Here is a 15,094-nt window from a genome sequence, read left to right as displayed (position 1 = left end):
GGGGCTACGGTTTTCGCCGTAGCCCCTTTTTTCGTTGCGGTGCGATTTTCTCGGCCTTCATTCATGTCTGCGGCCGTGCGCTCGCCCTACATCCGCCCGTCACCTCCCGCTCCCCCGCTCAGATCCACCATATCGGCCGTGATGCCGGCGTACGGCAGCACCTTGCCGCCGTGCTGGTGGGCAAACGCCTGGGCGGCTGACTCGTTGCGGAACCCCGGGATGGTCGGGCCCATGGCGCCGTGGCGGCGGCTGCCGGTGACGTAGAAGCCGGTGCGGGCGTCGAACCAGTGGCCGCGCGGGGTATTCCAGTCGGCCAGTTCCATGTCCTGCGTGAAGACGGCGGTGACCGGGCGAACCTGCTCGGGGCGTAGCAGGGTGCTGAACAGTTCCACGGTGTCGCAGTACCAGACCGGAGCCGCCTGGCCGGCGAAGAAGATTTGCGCCTTGGGGCCGGGATGGTCGGCCAGCAGCATGCCGTCGAGGTCGCAGGCGGTGGCGGGGTCGAAATCGGCCGGGGTCAGGGCGGCCGGGGCCGGGCGGGAGCATGCCGCGAGCAGGCTCTGCAGCGGCAGGGCGCTGATGGCGGCCAGCAGGACGCGGCGGGTGGGGTGCGGGTGGGTCATGTCCGGAATCTCCAGATGGCGAGAAGCAAGGGCGCGGCGATCCACGCCAGCAGGGGGGCGGCCAGTGCGGCGGGGCTGGCGAGTGCGGTGGGGACGATGCTGGCCAGGCCGTACAGTTCGCGCACGGCGGCCAGCGAGAACACGTTGAGGATACGGAACAGGCCGGCGGGATTCAGCAGCAGCGCGGTGGCGATCGCGGTGTCGCTCACCTGTCCGCCGGTTGCCACGAGCGCGCCGACCAGCAGCAGGTCGTAGACCAGCACGAAGAACAGCCAGACGGCGATGGCAAGTCCCGACGCCTGCGCGCGGTCGCGGGCGAGTACGGAGAGCAGCACGGCGATGCTCAGGAAGGTCATCCCCAGCAGCACGGCGCTGCCACAGAAGCGCAGGAATGGCCCGAGCATCGCGGCACCGAACTTCAGGAACAGCGGTACGCCGACCGTGGCGAAGCCCGCCAATGTCGCCAGCCCCAGCGCGGCCGCCAGGCCCAGGTACTTGCCGAGCAGCAGTTCCACGCGCGTCAGGGGGTACGACAGCAGAAGCCCCAGCGAGCCGCGCTCGCGCTCGCCGACGATGGCGTCGAAACCGAGCAGCAGGGCAATCATCGGAATCAGGTAGATCGCCAGGCTGACCAGGCTGGCAATCACGAACGCGGCCGAGCGCAGCCCGACCTCGCCCTGCTGCGCCCCGCCGAAGTAGCCAATGGCCAGCGAGAACGCCGCGAAGCCCACCGCGATGACCAGCACCCAGCGGTTGCGCAGGCGGTCGCGCAGCTCCTTGTGCGCCACCGTGCCGATCTGGCGCCATTCAATCCATGCCATGGGCGGCCTCCGTGCCGAAGAAGACATCTTCGAGCGTGGGCTCGTCGATGCGCAGGTCATCGAGGCAGTCGGCCAGCAGCCCCACCAGCGTCATGCAGGTGTCGGGCGGGCAGACCAGGCAGAGCGTCGGGCCGGCGCCGTACATCGCCACCTCGGGAAGTGCTTCGAGCCGCCGCTGGATCAGGTGCAGCGTACCCGGCACGATGCGCACGCGCAGCCGCAGCGGCAGTTGGTGCCGCCCGCGCAGCGCCGCCACCGTGCCGAGCGCCTGCACCTTGCCATGGCGGAGCAGCGCCAGCCGGTCCACGCGTTCCTGAAGCTCGCTGAGAATGTGCGAGGTGATGACGATGGTCACGCCGGCCTGCTGCCGCTCGCGCAGCAGCGCGTGCATATCGTGCAGCGCCACGGGGTCAAGGCCGTTGCCCGGCTCGTCGAGAAACAGCATGCGCGGGTTGCCAAGCAGCGCCTGGGCCAGGCCGAGCCGCTGGCGCATGCCCTTCGAGTACTCGCGCACCGGACGCCGCGCCGCGTGGGCGAGGCCGAGGCGGTCGAGCAGGGCAGGGCCGTCGTCCTGGCTGGAGCCTTTCAGGCGGGCGAAGAAGCGCAGGGTTTCCAGTCCGCTGAGGTTGTCGTAGAGCGCCAGGTTCTCCGGCAGGTAGCCGATGCGGCGGCGCGTGGCGCGGAAAGCCGAGGTGCCGACGGCGGCGCCGCCGATCTCGATCGTCCCGCGCGAGGGTGGCACCAGCCCGAGCATCATCTTGAACAGCGTGCTCTTGCCGGCGCCGTTGTGGCCGATCAGGCCGAACATCTCGCCCGCATGCAGTTGCAGGCTGATGCCGTCCACGGCGCGGATCGGGCCGTAGTACCGGGCCACGTCCTGCAGCACGACGGTCACGTCAGGTGCCTTCACGCCATCGTCTCCAGTCAGGATGCGCGGGTGCCATGCGCGGCGCTGCATCCACCACACTGGGCGCGCGCATGACCGGAAACTGCCGCGCCACCAAGCGCAGCGCCTGCACGGCCGGGCTGGCGAACAGCAGTTTCACGGAAGGGTGCCGCCATGTCAGGCGATCGACCACGTCGTTGGCGGCATGCGGGATGTCGCCGATGCCGTCGCCATTGCGGTCCCAGCCAAGGTAGTTGCTCCAGTAGTTGCCGCCGGGCTCGCCGGCTGGGGCGCCCCACGGCTCGTCGCGCGCCCCCACGTAGCGCACCGATTCGCGGTTGCCGATGAAGTCGTTGCGCTGCACCACGTTGCGCGTGGAGCCGGCCGAAAGGTGCACGCCCACCGCGTTCCCGGTCACCAGGTTGCCGCGCAGCGTCACGTACTCGGCGTCGTAGACGAAGAAGCCCCGCGCATTGCCGGCCACCACGTTGCCCTCGACCAGGGCGTCCTGCACGGTGCGCAACATGATGCCGTGGTCGGTGTTGCCCCAGGTGCGGTTGTTGCGCACGGTCTGGTCGCGCACCTCCATCAGCGCCAGCCCGCCGCGGTTGCGGTAGCTGTCGTTGTCTTCCCAGAGGTTGTAGTAGGAGTTCATGTAGTGGCTGCCGTACCGGCTGTGGTGGAGCCGGTTGCCGCGGAACACGGCATGGTGCGAGACGTCGATGTAGAGCGCGTCGCGCACGAAACTGATCTGGTTGCCCACGATCTGCGCGCCTCGGGTGTTGTAGAGCTGGATGCCGTTGCCGCGCTGCGACGATTGGAAATCGCGCTTGCCGGTGATGACGTTGTGCGTCACGTGCACGTCGTTGGCCTTCTCGATCCACAGGCCGAACAGGTTGTAGGCGAGCGTGCAGCCGGTGACGGTGGCCCGGTGCGCGCCCGGGCGCAGGTAGATGCCCGCGTCCTGCCCTTTCAGGCTGGCGCCGGAATCGCGCACGATCAGGCCGTCGAGCGTCACGTCGGGCGCGGTCACCGTGATCGTGGTGCCCTGCAGGCCGCCGCTGATGGTGGGTCGTCCCACGCCGCGCAGCGTCAGCGGCCTGTCGATGCGCAGGTTGCCGGCATAGCGGCCCCGCGCGATGCGGATCTCGTCGCCGTCCCGCGCGGTGTCGATGGCGTGCTGGATCGACGTGCCGGGCGCCACGTCGATCACGGCGGCATGGACGCCGCTTCCACCCATCGCGCAAGCCAGCAGGAACAGCCGGACGGCGGGCATCATGAGTCGCCTCCGGGGTCCCGCGTGATCGGCGTGAAGTAGCCGTCCCGGCCGATGCGGGTCAGCGGCAGGCCCTCGCGCTCGCGGCGCTTGCGTTCGCGGGCGAGCGGCGGGCAGCCGTGGTCGTCGGTGTAAAGCACCAGGCAATCGAGGCAAAGCAGGCACTCGCGCGGATCGATGCGGCCCCGGGCGTCGATGGCCTGCGCGCCGCATCCCACCGCGCACGCGTGGCAGGTCGTGCAATCTGGTTTGCGGCGCAGCCGGAAGACCGGCCGCACGCTGGGCACCGCCAGCGCCGCGCCCAGCGGACACAGGTATTTGCAGTAGGGCCGTTCCGTGAACAGCGAGAGCCCGAGGATGGCGCAGACGAACAGGCCGAACGGCCAGGCGCGATGCTGGATGCCGACCAGGAACGTGGTCTTGAACGGCTCGATCTCGGCGAGCGTTTCCGCCAGTCCCATCGACAGTAGCGAAATCGCCAGCAGGCCGGCAAAGACACCGTATTTCAGCCATCTCAGGCGGTCATGCAGGCGGCGCGGAAGCTGAAACTGGAAGCGCCGCAGGCCCACCCGCCTGCCCACGCGGAATAGCGCCTCGGACAGCGATCCGAACGGGCAGAGCCAGCCGCAGAACAGTCCGCGCCCCCACAGCAGCACGGTGATGGCAATGAAGATCCAGAACAGGAAGAGGAACGGGTCCGACAGGAACAGCGACCAGCGCCACTGGAACAGCAGCGCATGCACCCACGTCAGCACCTGCGTGACCGACGGCTGGGCCATCACCCCGAACCCCACGAAGACGATGCTGATGGCCCAGGCGGCGTACTTGAACACGTCCACCGGCCACTTGTTGCGACGCGTGGCCCGGCGTGCAAGGCGGCCGCGGCAGGCGTGGACGACCGCAACGGCCACCAGAAAGGCCGCGAACAGGCCGATGCCGACGGGCCGCGAGCTCCAGGCGCGCAGCCATGGCGGCGCCGGCGTGTCGATCTTCGGCCGTCCCCCTTCCAGCAGGCTGGCGGGCAGCCAGTAGTCGGCGTCGAAGCTGGCGAACGTCCGGGCGCCAGTGGCACGGTCCACACGGTTGCCGAGGAACACCAGCTTCCACGGCCACGCCGGCGAGAACGCGCCCGAGCGCACGATGAAGATGGCCGATTCCGTATAGGCCGGGGCGTCGGCGGGCGCCAGTCCGTACAGGTTCAGGTAATCGAGATCGCGGAACGTCAATGTGTCGTCGCCCTGGCGCAGTTGCACGCGGTCGTACAGGCCGCCCCGGACAAAGCCCGAGCCCTTGAACGACGCGCTGCCAGCGGTCCGGATCACGAAGATCGCATGGTCGCCAGTCCCCAGGCCCTGCCGCAGGTTCTGCCAGCCTCGCTCGCCGAGCACGCTGCGCCCCACATCGGGATGGTTCAGGTCGCCAAACCATAGTTCGATGTAAGGCATCGTCGAAGGCGCCAGACCAACCTGCGTGGTCTCGACACGTAGCCGTTTTACGAGTTTCTGCTCGACCAGCGCCTGCCATGCAAGTTGCGGATGGCCCGGCGCAAAGCGTGCCGGCGTGCGCTGGGTGGGCGGCAGGATACCCACCTGCCGCGCGACCGCTGCACCCGAACGTGTCACGACCTGGTTCTGGGCGATCACCGTCACGGTGGCGCCCGAGATCGCATCCACGCCAAGCACGCCCTCGTCGGGCCGCGCGCTGCCGATTTCGAACTTGTCGGTTACCGACTTGCCGAGGTACTGGGCGTTGAAGCGCGGCAGGGCCGTTTCCGGGATGCCGAGCAGCAGGATCGGCTCAGAGTGCTTCAGCACCTTGATGCCGACGAAGCGGCCGGCGTTGTCCATGCCGATCAGCGTCACCACCGGCTTGCCCGAATAGGCGGGAATGTCGGTGATGTCGGTAGACAGCATCACGTAGCCCAGCCGTGGACGCCCGCCATCGGCCGTGGCCGGACCGTAGGCCTCGACATACGGCGGCTGCCCCATGCGCGCGGAAAACGACTCCGCGCCCGGGAATACCTCGGCGCACGGTACCCGGGCACAGAGGTCGGGCGCCGTGGCGAGATCGTCGGGCAAGTGCGCATCATAGGCCGTGTCGGCCAGCGCAGGCTGCCACGCATGGCAAAAAAGCCAGAACGCGGCGAGCAGCAGCCGGCGCATTACGCTTCCACGATCATGCGGGTACGCATTTCGAGGTGGAGCGCGTGGCAGAAGTGGGTGCAGTAGCACCAGAACACGCCGGGCTGGTCGGCGACGAAGGTCACCGAGGCGGTTTCCTGCGGGTTGACGATGAAGTTGATGTTGTACTTCGGGATGGCAAAGCCGTGCGTCAGGTCCTCGACCTTGTCGAGGTTGGTCAGGATCAGCGTGACCTCGTCGCCCCGGCGCAGCCTGAACTCGCGCGGGGTAAAGACCGGCGCCTGCGACGTCATGCGCACCGTGACCTTGCGGCCGGCGCGGGTCACGCCTGCCTGGTCGGGTGCCACCGCCAGCGGAAAATCTTCCATGGCGTAGACCTGCTTCGGTTGCAGGAGGTCGCGCCGGAAGATGATGAAATCGTGGGGCTCGCCGCGCACCGGGTGGTCGGCCAGCAGCACCATGCGGTCCCCCGAAATGTCCACCAGCTGCTCGTTCTCGGCGTGCAGCGGGCCCACCGGCAGGAAGCGGTCCTTCGAGAACTTGCAGCCCACGGCGAGGTACTTGCCATCGGCGGCGATGGTCTCGGACTGCGACGCGTTGACGTGGCCGGGCTGGTAGTGCACGTCGAGGCGGTCCAGCACGTACTTGGCATTGCGGTCGCCCGCATGGAAGCGGATGGCGGCGTCGACGTTCCATTTCACCAGCTGGCTGTCCAGGAACAGCGTGGTGTAGGCGTTGCCCCGGCCGTCGAAGGCCGTATGCAGCGGCCCGAGGCCCAGTTCGACCTCGGCCACGATGGCGTCGTCGATCTTCGCCAGCTTGCCGTCGAACCAGTCGAGCACCTTCGCCAGTTCGATCACCGTGCAGGTCGGCGACAGCTTGCCGGCGCAGATGAAGTACTTCTGATCGGGGCTGGCGTTGACGCCGTGCGGGTTCTTCGGCACCGAGACATAGGCGGTCAGCGCGGTCAGCGGGTCCTGGTTGGCGGCGAGGGTGCCGTCCACCACCGGCACCTTCGAGTCGCCGTAGGTCTTGAACTTCCCGGCTTTCACGGCGGCCTCGATGCGGGCGACGTGGAAGAACAGGCAGGCATCGCGCTCGGCCGACATCATTTCCTCGAAATGCACGCCGTTCTCGCTGTTGTACTGGTTGGTGGCGGCCAGCTTGCCGTCGTAGGACGTGGCCACGAGGTCGCAGTTGCCGTCGATCATCACCTGCCAGCGCACGGCCATGGTTTCGGCGTCCACGCACGAGAACAGGCTGCGGTACTTCGTGCCGTCATTGGTGGGCGTGTTCGGCAGCGGAATGGCGAACTCGGCGCCGCAGAACACGCGCGTGGTGTAGTTGATGGCCGGGTCCACGGGGTCGCGCTTGTCCGGGAAGATGCCGTGGAAGCCCTGCACGTTGGGCAGTTCGGTAATCTTGTCGCAGACGAAGTAGTCGAGCCGGATACGGGCCAGGCGCGCGTTGATCTTGTCGTTGATCCAGGCGTAGCGGCCGTCGTAGTTGCCATCGCGGTACGAGGCATGCGTATGGTGCGTGTCGCCAACCGTGTAGCGCAGCGTACCGTCAGGCCGGGTGCCCATGACCCGCTTCGATTCGTCGGTGATGCCCCAGCCCACGAGCGCGTCGGGCACGAAGCAGGGGATGCGCAGCAGCTCGCGCCCCGAGGGCAATCCCAGCACGCGCATGTCGCCGGTGTGCCCGCCGCTCCAGAGGCCGTAGTAGGTATCGAGCTCGCCCGGCTTCAGGTGGACGTTGCCGACGCTGCCGTCGTGCGGCGCCCCTGCTGCCGATGCCCCCGCGCCGGTGGTGCCCGGCCCGGCATCGCCTTTGTCCGAGCATGCCGCGATGCCGGCCAGGCCGGCCGCGGCGGCCGTGCCAAGGAACTGGCGGCGGCCGAAGCCGCCGTTGGCGGCGTGGTTCTTGTCCTGCTTGCTCATCGCTTGCTCCCCGGGTGTCGCACTGGAATGGGTGGAATACTCCGGGCACTTTTCGAAGAGGGGATTGATGTCGGTCAACGGTGCAAGGGAACTACGATTCCTGACCACAGTTTGATTTGCTCCATCGTGCGCCGCTTGCGAACTTCCTAGAATCGACCGTTTGCGCAGGCGACGTCGACAGGAGCGGATCATGGGCACGGCAGCAGAGGGTTCCACGCACGGTGTGTCACGGCGGAGGTGGATGCAGACGGCGCCGCTGCTGGCGCTGGCGCCATGGCTGACGCCGGCCATGGCCGTGGCCGGGGCCGAAGTCAGCCGTTCCACGCGGACGCTGATGGGAACGCGGGTCGATATCGCGGTGGACGGCCTGGCTGCGCCCCGCGCCGAGGCCGCCATGGCGGCCGCCTGGGCGGACATGACGCGGCTGGCGAACATGATGAGCCGCTACCGGCCCGGCAATCTGGTCCACGCGATGCACCTGCTGGCGGGCCTGCAGGCTGTGCCGGTACCGCCCGCGATGGTGCGCGTGCTGACGGCGGGGCAGGCGCTGGCCGCGCGCAGCGACGGCGCCTTCGACATGACCGTGGGTGGACTGACCGGCTGGCGCTTCGACCGTGCCGAGGCCGTGGTGCCTGCCGCCGGCGAGATCGCACGCGAGCTACCCCTGGTCGACTACCGTGACCTGATCGTCGATCCTGTGCGCCGGACCGCTTTCCTGCGTCGGCGCGGCATGCGGCTCGATCTCGGCGGCATCGCCAAGCTGCCCGTGCTCGAAGCCGGCATGGCGGCCCTCGCGCAGCACGGCGCGGCGTCGGCGCTGATCAACGGCGGGGGCGACGTACTGGTCCGCGGGCGGCCGCGTGGGGCGGGCTGGCGGGTGGCCGTGCGCGACCCGCTGGCGCCGTCCGATCTGCTGGGGGTGCTAAGGCTGCACGGCGATGCCGTGGTGGCGGCTTCCGGCGACTATGAGCGCGCCTTCACGCTGAACGGCAGGCGCTACCACCATATCCTCGATCCCCGCACCGGCATGCCCGGCACGCGGATGCGCGGGGTCGTGCTGGTGGCGCGTGACGCCGGAGCGGTCAACGGGCTGGGCGCGGCCATGATGGTGGCGGGGCCGGCGGCGGCGCGCCGCTGGTTGGGTGATATGCCCGGTGTCGACGCGCTGCTGGTCGATGCGGACGGCGCGCGCTGGATGTCGCCCGGCATGCGGGCCAGGCTTGCCGCCGGCTAGTCCGCCACAGCCACCGTCACCTGCTTGAGCGCATGGAACGGTTCGAGCTGCGCCGCGCTGGCGCCGGCATCGGTCACCAATGTCCAGGCGCGTTCCAGTGGGGTCCAGTGCTGCTGGCGGGCGCGGCCGAGCTTGGTGGCATCGACGAGTACGAAGATGTCGGCGGCCTGGCGGATGATGCATTCCTTCAGGTAAGCCTGCTCGGCGGTGGCCTCGCACAGGCCCACGCCGGCCACCACGCCGTCGGCGCCCAGGAATGCCTTGTCGACGCTGATGCGCGACAGCGCCACCTGGGCCAGCGGGCCGAAGGTGCCCATGCTCGACGGGCGCACATCGCCGCCGATCAGCGTCACGCGGATCTTCGGCAGCCCGGCCAGCGCCGTCACGGCCAGCAGGTTCGTGGTGTAGACGTGCAGGTCCTCGCGCGCGGCCAGCAGGCGGGCCAGCGCGGCGGCCGTGGTGCCGCTGTCCAGCAGCACGGCGTCGCCGTCCTGCACAAAGCTCGCGGCCAGCCGGGCGATGGCGTCCTTCTGTTCGCGCTGCAGCGCCTTGCGTTCTTCCAGCGGTGCCTCGGGTTCGTGTCCGCCCACCTGCATCAGCGCGGCGGCGCCGCCGTAGGTCCGCACGATGCGGCCCTCGCGCGCCAGCGCGGTCAGGTCGCGCCGCACGGTGGCTTCCGACACGCCCAGGCTTGCGGTCAGGCGTTCGACGTTGGCCTCCTCGCCCGCAAGGACGAGTTCGAGGATGGCGCGGCGGCGGTCGGCGGCTTTCATGGGGCGGCTTGGCAACGAAAAAAGGGGATCGAAAAAACGATCCCCGATCTTACAGCAGCGGACCTGGGCGCAGGCCCACCGGGTGGACGGTCAGGCGCGGCGCGTGGCCAGCTCCGCGCCCTGGCGCAGTGCTTCCAGCAGGCTGCGCTCGTCGGCGATGCCCTTGCCGGCGATGTCGAACGCCGTGCCGTGGTCCACCGAGGTGCGGATCACCGGCAGGCCCACCGTGATGTTCACGCCCGCCTCCAGCCCCAGCACCTTGACCGGGCCGTGGCCCTGGTCGTGGTACATCGCCACCACCAGGTCGAAGTCGCCGCGGCCGGCGCGGTAGAACAGCGTATCGGCCGGCAGCGGACCTTCCACGTCCAGACCCTGCGCGCGCAGCGCTTCCACGGCCGGGATGATCTTCTGCTCTTCCTCGCCCTGGCCGAACAGGCCGTTCTCGCCCGCATGCGGGTTGATGCCGCAGACGCCGATACGCGGCCGGGCGATGCCGGCACGCTGCAGCGTGGTGTTGCCCCGCTCGATCGTGCGCTGCACCAGGCCCGGCTCGATCTTGCGGATGGCGTCCATCAGGCCGATGTGCGTGGTCACGTGGATCACGCGCAGCTTGGGCGCCACCAGCATCATCGACACTTCCGGCGTGCCGGTCAGGTGCGCCAGCATCTCGGTATGGCCGGGGAACTTGTGGCCGCCGGCGTGCAGCGCTTCCTTGTTGAGCGGGGCGGTGCAGATCGCGTCGATCTTTTCCTGCTGGGTGAGCTGCACGGCGCGCTCGATGTAGCGGAACGCGGCGTCGCCGGCCACGGCCGACAGCTTGCCGAACGGCAGGTCTTCCGGGATCAGGCCCAGGTCGATGCAGTCGATCGTGCCCGGTGCGAACTGCGCTTCCTCGGGCGTGGCAATGGCCCGCACCTTCAGCGTGGAGCCGACGAGCTTGCCGGCCTGTTCCAGCCGGCGCGCGTCGCCAATCACCAGCGGACGGCATTGGGCGTAGACGCTGTCGTGCGCCAGGCTCTTGACGATGACTTCGGGGCCGATGCCCGTGGCATCACCCATCGTGATGCCGATAACCGGAATGTAGTCGCTCATTGTCTGTAGGTCCCGTTCAGTGGGCATTCATGTCGGGCGCATGGCCTGCCAGGCAAGCCATAGCGCGGATTCGGTGCCGAACGCGCCCGCCTTGGTGACGATGCGGCGCGCCGGGGCGGTCATGGTTTCTGAAAGCGGCACGCCCGGTTCCACCTCGCGTTGCAGCCGCAGCGCGCCAATGCCGGCCGCGGCCAGCATCGCCCGCGCCGTCTCGCCGCCCGTGGCGACCAGGCCGCCGACGTGGCCGAACGAGGGCAGCACCAGCTGCGCCAGTGCGCTGGCCAGCTTGGGGCCTTCGGCCGGGTCGAACGCGTCGTCGCGGCCGATGCAGACCAGCAGGTCGCGGCCGGCCGTCAGGCATTCGGCCACGGCGGCCTGGGCGTCGGTCCAGTCGGCATGGCCCGGGCCGTCGCGCAGCGCCTGGGGCGGCACGACGAGCGAATCGATGCCGGCGCGCTCGCAGAGGTAGCGGGCCTGCTGGCCCGAGACGCCCGACATGCTGCCGACCATCGTCAGCACCGGGCCGTCATGGGCGGCGGACGGGGCGCCGGCCGGGCGGCGGCGCGGCAGCGGCGAGACCGCCGCCAGCGCGCGGGCCAGCCCACCGGAGCCGACCCAGAAGGCCGGGTAGTCGAGGTCGATGGACGCCTCGGCCAGCGTGATCAGGTCTTGCGCCACCTCGGCGTCGCAGACCACGGCGTGGTAGCCCTCGGCCTGCCAGGCGTCCAGTTGCGATCGCACGGCAGTGGCGCCGGCCTGCAGCGTGTACAGCGAAATGCGCGCGGTGCGCAGGCCCTGGGCGGTCAGCAATGCGGCCATGTCGGCCGCGCCGTCGATCCCTTCCAGGCGCCAGATGTCGGTATCTTCGAGCGGCTGGCCGTTGACGAACATGCGGCCGTCGCGAGTGGTGCGGCCCGTCGCGGGGAAGGCCGGGGCCACGATGGCCAGGCCGGCCAGCGGCTGCAGCGCGGCCGTCTCGGCGGCCCAGTTGCCGCGCAGCGTCGAATCGATCTTCTTGTAGAGCCGGCGGCCCTCGGCGTGGCCGCAGCGCCAGGCGTCCACGTTGCGCGCGGCGGCGTTGGCCGGCGGCAGGCGACGGCTGTCGGCATCGGCGGCCACCACGTCGGCACCGGTCACGTCCGTGGCGGCGGCCGCGTCCAGCGTGACCACCGTGCGCGCCCCGAGCGCGGCGAAGCCGATCGCACAATCGGCCGCGCCGGACAGGTCGTCGGCGATGATCAGCCAGCTCATGCGGGGGTCCTGGCCATCGCGGCGCCAGACTTCATGGCCACGCGGCGCGCCACGAAGGCGGTCAGCAGCGGGGTCAGCACGGCGGTCACCACCACGCAGGCGGCCACCAGGATGGTGGCGTGCTTGGCGGCTTCCGTATAGACCGGGTTGGCCGCCGCGACCAGCGTGGGCACCGCCGCGGCGTTGCCGGCCGTGCTGGCGGCCGCCACGCCCGCCACGCCGGTGCCGCCGCTCAGGCGGTCGGCGATGTACAGCGTGAAGCCGGTGACGACCACCACGGCCACGCCGAGCCCCAGGCCCAGCATGCCGGCCTGCCACACCTTGTGCAGGTCCAGCCCGGCGCCCAGCGCCAGCGCGAAGAACGGGATCATCACGGGTACGGCCTTGCTCAGGAATTCGCGCATCTCGCGGTCCAGGTTGCCCAGGATCATGCCCAGCATCAGCGGCAGGATGCTGCCGACCAGCGTCGGCCACGGAAAGGCCGACAGGCCGGCCACGCCCAGCGTCACCATGGTCAGGAACGGGCCCGATTCCAGCGACATGATCGTGTACGCGCCCACGTCCTCGGGCTTGCCGTACTGGCCCATCAGCGCCATGTACAGGCCACCGTTGGTGTCGTTCATCGCGGCCACCACGGCCAGCGTGGACAGCCCGGCAAACATGCCGGCGCTGATCGGCGCCTCGCCCAGGAAGTGGCCCAGCACCACGCCCAGCAGGATCGCCGTGCCGACCTTGGTGGCAAACAGCACGCCGCCTTTCTTGACGATGTAGGGGGTGGCCTTGACGCTGATGCTCGCGCCCATGCAGACGTAGAACACGGCCAGGATGGGCAGGGCGCCCGTGAACAGCGCGTTGGTGAACGACCCGAAGAACTTGGGCCCGTCCGGGGCAAACGTCGCGACCAGCGAACCGATCAGCAGCGGCACGATCATCATGCCGCCCGGCACGCGCTCGATGGCGCGCTTGATATGAATCTGCATCGTCGTCTCCTGCCGCGTGGGGTGCGGCAACTGTGTGTTTTGCGCAGTCGCCTGATCGAATCGATCAAACGTGGGGCGAAGTGTAGGTCAATCGCGCGGATTTGACTAGTTCGATCAAGAAAATGATTGAAATGGTCATATGGTCACTCGACGGGCGCGGCGGCACGACGTGCGCTATCGTATGGCTCCCAATCTACCTGCCTACCTTGACGGAGACTTCAATGAGACTGATCGGCATGCTCGATTCCCCGTATGTGCGTCGCGCGGCGCTGACGCTGCGCCTGCTGGGTCTGCCCTATGCGCTGGAGCAGGTGTCGGTGTTTCGCACGTTCGAGCAGTTTCGCGCGATCAACCCCGTGGTCAAGGCGCCGACGCTGGTTTGCGACAACGAGATCGTGCTGATGGATTCGACGCTGATCATCGACTACGCCGAGACGCTGGCCGGCCGCAGCCTGATGCCGGAGGACCTGCCGGCACGCCAGTGCGCGCTGCGGATCATCGGGCTGGCGCTGGCCGGCTGCGAGAAGGCGGTGCAGAACGTCTACGAGCACAACCTGCGGCCGTCGGAAAAGGTGCACGCGCCGTGGGTGGCGCGCGTGGACGGCCAGCGGGCCAGCGCGTTTGCGATGCTGGAGGCCGAGATGCGGCGGGTGCCCGTGCCTGTGGCCGAGCAGGAGATCGATCAGGCGGGCCTGACCGCCGCCGTGGTCTGGACGTTCACGCAGGCGATGCTGCCGGGGCAGGTCGATCCGGCCGCGCATCCGGCGCTGGATGCCTACACCCGGGCCGTCGAGATGTTCCCGGCCTTCCAGGCCCTGCCGCACGCATAACGTTGGTACAGGCGCGCCGCGCCGGCGCGCCACGTGCCCGGTTGATCGCACAACATGTGCGATACCCCACCAAGACCCCCACAATCGGGTGATGTGGCCGCGCCCGGCTTGCACCACGATACGCGACGGGGCAACAGGATCCTTGCCCCGCTACCACTTCCGCCCCGCGACCTCCCCGGCCAGCGGGGCTTTTTCCTTTTGGGCTTTGGCGAGGGTTTTCTCCCCTCTCCCGCGCGCGGGAGAGGGGTCGGGGGTGAGGGCAGGCCGTTCAACGGGCGACTTGACTCAATTTGAACCGCTGGCCCTCACCCCAGCCCCTCTCCCGCAAGCGGGAGAGGGGAGCACACCAACGCGATTCATCCTTGCCGCCGGGTTCGGCCTCTATCGCTATTCCTCACCGCGCCCGCAAAATTCCCTCGATCTTTTCCGCCGCCGCGCGCAGGGGCGGCAGGTAGTGCGTTTCCAGATAGCCCTGGTCGCGGCTGCCCAGCACCATGCTCAGGCCCAGGCCGGCCACGACCTTGCCGGTCTGGTCGTGCAGCGGCACTGACACGCCCGCAAAGCCGTCGGCCAGTTCGCTGACCAGCGTGCACCAGCCGTCGGCGCGCACTTGCGCCAGCTTGCGGGCCAGGGCCGGGCGAGACGTGATCGTGAACGGCGTCAGCTTGCGCAGGTCGGCGCTGGCCAGGTAGGCGGCCAGCGCGGCGTCGTCGAGCCCGGCCAGCAGCACCCGGCCCAGCGAGTGGGCATAGGCGGGCATGCGGCGGCCGATGGCCATGTCCACGCGCAGTAGCTGGCGCGGTTCCTCGCGGGCCACCAGCACCACCGAGTCGCCGTCGAGCATGCCGATCGAGCAGCTTTCGCCCACCTCGGCGCACAGCGCCTGCAGGAACGGGCGGGCGAGCTGCGGCAGGTTCATCGACGCAAAATAGGCGTAGCCCAGGTCCATCACCTTGGGCGTCAGCGTGAATTGGCGGCCTTGCTGGGCAAGGTAGCCGTTGTGCGCCAGCGTCAGCAGCAGGCGCCGCGCCGCCGCGCGCGTCACGTCTAGCTGTTCGGCCACTTCCTGCATCGTCAGGTGCTCCACGCCGCTTGCGTACAGGCGCAGCAGCGCCAGCCCCTTGGTCAGGGAATCGAGCAGTTCGTCCTTCTTCGGGATGTCGGGCGCGTCTTCGGAGTTGGCGGCGGACGGGGCTTCGGCGCGAGGCGGCATGGTGGCGTTGGCATCAGGGTATCTGCGGGTC

The 15,094-nt window shown here is 69.2% G+C and carries 12 protein-coding genes and 1 pseudogene; 2 read left to right on the top strand and 11 right to left on the bottom strand.

The genetic code is table 11. The annotated features are described in order from the left end of the window. Window positions 1-86: 86 nt before the first annotated feature. The 6 genes and pseudogenes from EPAKOI_RS11470 to nosZ form a co-directional block, all read right to left on the bottom strand. A complete protein-coding gene (locus EPAKOI_RS11470) occupies window positions 87-623 on the bottom strand; it encodes a nitrous oxide reductase accessory protein NosL (protein WP_423192252.1) in 537 nt (178 codons plus the stop codon). Next, complete coding sequence (locus EPAKOI_RS11465; protein ID WP_423192251.1) at window positions 620-1,444, bottom strand: ABC transporter permease; 825 nt, start codon at window positions 1,442-1,444, stop codon at window positions 620-622. Before EPAKOI_RS11465 ends, EPAKOI_RS11470 begins: the two co-directional genes overlap by 4 nt. Further along, a complete protein-coding gene (locus EPAKOI_RS11460; protein ID WP_423192250.1) occupies window positions 1,431-2,354 on the bottom strand; it encodes an ABC transporter ATP-binding protein in 924 nt (307 codons plus the stop codon). Before EPAKOI_RS11460 ends, EPAKOI_RS11465 begins: the two co-directional genes overlap by 14 nt. Further along, entirely contained in the window at window positions 2,341-3,570 is a 1,230-nt protein-coding gene (locus EPAKOI_RS11455; protein ID WP_423193515.1) for a nitrous oxide reductase family maturation protein NosD, read from the bottom strand. Before EPAKOI_RS11455 ends, EPAKOI_RS11460 begins: the two co-directional genes overlap by 14 nt. Before the next feature lie 50 nt (window positions 3,571-3,620). Continuing rightward, a pseudogene (locus tag EPAKOI_RS11450) lies at window positions 3,621-5,768 on the bottom strand (4Fe-4S binding protein); the annotation flags it as partial. Beyond that, the gene (gene nosZ, locus EPAKOI_RS11445; RefSeq protein ID WP_423192249.1) at window positions 5,768-7,690 is read right to left on the bottom strand and encodes a TAT-dependent nitrous-oxide reductase; all 1,923 of its coding nucleotides are present in this window, start codon (window positions 7,688-7,690) and stop codon (window positions 5,768-5,770) included. The gene nosZ and the pseudogene EPAKOI_RS11450, both read right to left, overlap by 1 nt. Window positions 7,691-7,931: 241 nt before the next feature. Here nosZ and EPAKOI_RS11440 point away from each other — a divergent pair, with 241 nt between their 5' ends. Next, the gene (locus EPAKOI_RS11440) at window positions 7,932-8,924 is read left to right on the top strand and encodes an FAD:protein FMN transferase (RefSeq protein WP_423192248.1); all 993 of its coding nucleotides are present in this window, start codon (window positions 7,932-7,934) and stop codon (window positions 8,922-8,924) included. Here EPAKOI_RS11440 and EPAKOI_RS11435 read toward each other — a convergent pair. From EPAKOI_RS11435 to EPAKOI_RS11420, 4 genes are all read right to left on the bottom strand, one after another. After that, on the bottom strand, window positions 8,921-9,697 hold the full coding sequence (locus EPAKOI_RS11435; protein WP_124683609.1) for a DeoR/GlpR family DNA-binding transcription regulator: 777 nt from the start codon (window positions 9,695-9,697) through the stop codon (window positions 8,921-8,923). The two genes, EPAKOI_RS11440 and EPAKOI_RS11435, sit on opposite strands and share 4 nt — an antisense overlap. Before the next feature lie 90 nt (window positions 9,698-9,787). Next, complete coding sequence (gene pdxA, locus EPAKOI_RS11430) at window positions 9,788-10,789, bottom strand: 4-hydroxythreonine-4-phosphate dehydrogenase PdxA (protein ID WP_124683610.1); 1,002 nt, start codon at window positions 10,787-10,789, stop codon at window positions 9,788-9,790. 27 nt (window positions 10,790-10,816) lie between these two features. After that, window positions 10,817-12,040: a four-carbon acid sugar kinase family protein gene (locus tag EPAKOI_RS11425; RefSeq protein ID WP_423192247.1), complete on the bottom strand. Its 1,224-nt coding sequence runs from the start codon at window positions 12,038-12,040 to the stop codon at window positions 10,817-10,819. Beyond that, the gene (locus EPAKOI_RS11420) at window positions 12,037-13,020 is read right to left on the bottom strand and encodes a 2-keto-3-deoxygluconate permease (protein ID WP_124683612.1); all 984 of its coding nucleotides are present in this window, start codon (window positions 13,018-13,020) and stop codon (window positions 12,037-12,039) included. The genes EPAKOI_RS11425 and EPAKOI_RS11420 overlap by 4 nt, the downstream gene beginning before the upstream one ends. A gap of 221 nt (window positions 13,021-13,241) precedes the next feature. Here EPAKOI_RS11420 and EPAKOI_RS11415 point away from each other — a divergent pair, with 221 nt between their 5' ends. Next, window positions 13,242-13,850, top strand: a complete 609-nt coding sequence (locus EPAKOI_RS11415; protein WP_423192246.1) for a glutathione S-transferase family protein — start codon at window positions 13,242-13,244, stop codon at window positions 13,848-13,850. Between the two features lie 394 nt (window positions 13,851-14,244). On the opposite strand, the gene EPAKOI_RS11410 is transcribed toward EPAKOI_RS11415, so the two are convergent. Then, entirely contained in the window at window positions 14,245-15,063 is an 819-nt protein-coding gene (locus tag EPAKOI_RS11410; protein WP_423192245.1) for an IclR family transcriptional regulator domain-containing protein, read from the bottom strand. Window positions 15,064-15,094: the final 31 nt, after the last annotated feature.

The sequence above is a fragment of the Cupriavidus sp. H18C2 genome (genome assembly GCF_049393795.1).
In the GTDB taxonomy this organism is placed as follows: Bacteria; Pseudomonadota; Gammaproteobacteria; order Burkholderiales; family Burkholderiaceae; genus Cupriavidus; species Cupriavidus pauculus_C.
The sequence above is the reverse complement of the archived record's forward strand: the minus strand, read 5'-3'. Positions and strand labels throughout refer to the sequence as shown.

What these genes read in the sequence shown, in the direction of transcription:
- EPAKOI_RS11465 (WP_423192251.1), bottom strand. Translation starts at nt 1,444, where the DNA reads ATGGCATGGATTGAATGGCGCCAGATCGGCACGGTGGCGCACAAGGAG.
- EPAKOI_RS11425 (WP_423192247.1), bottom strand. Translation starts at nt 12,040, where the DNA reads ATGAGCTGGCTGATCATCGCCGACGACCTGTCCGGCGCGGCCGATTGT.
- pdxA (WP_124683610.1), bottom strand. Translation starts at nt 10,789, where the DNA reads ATGAGCGACTACATTCCGGTTATCGGCATCACGATGGGTGATGCCACG.
- nosZ (WP_423192249.1), bottom strand. Translation starts at nt 7,690, where the DNA reads ATGAGCAAGCAGGACAAGAACCACGCCGCCAACGGCGGCTTCGGCCGC.
- EPAKOI_RS11470 (WP_423192252.1), bottom strand. Translation starts at nt 623, where the DNA reads ATGACCCACCCGCACCCCACCCGCCGCGTCCTGCTGGCCGCCATCAGC.
- EPAKOI_RS11440 (WP_423192248.1), top strand. Translation starts at nt 7,932, where the DNA reads ATGCAGACGGCGCCGCTGCTGGCGCTGGCGCCATGGCTGACGCCGGCC.
- EPAKOI_RS11455 (WP_423193515.1), bottom strand. Translation starts at nt 3,570, where the DNA reads ATGGGTGGAAGCGGCGTCCATGCCGCCGTGATCGACGTGGCGCCCGGC.
- EPAKOI_RS11415 (WP_423192246.1), top strand. Translation starts at nt 13,242, where the DNA reads ATGAGACTGATCGGCATGCTCGATTCCCCGTATGTGCGTCGCGCGGCG.
- EPAKOI_RS11435 (WP_124683609.1), bottom strand. Translation starts at nt 9,697, where the DNA reads ATGAAAGCCGCCGACCGCCGCCGCGCCATCCTCGAACTCGTCCTTGCG.
- EPAKOI_RS11410 (WP_423192245.1), bottom strand. Translation starts at nt 15,063, where the DNA reads ATGCCGCCTCGCGCCGAAGCCCCGTCCGCCGCCAACTCCGAAGACGCG.
- EPAKOI_RS11420 (WP_124683612.1), bottom strand. Translation starts at nt 13,020, where the DNA reads ATGCAGATTCATATCAAGCGCGCCATCGAGCGCGTGCCGGGCGGCATG.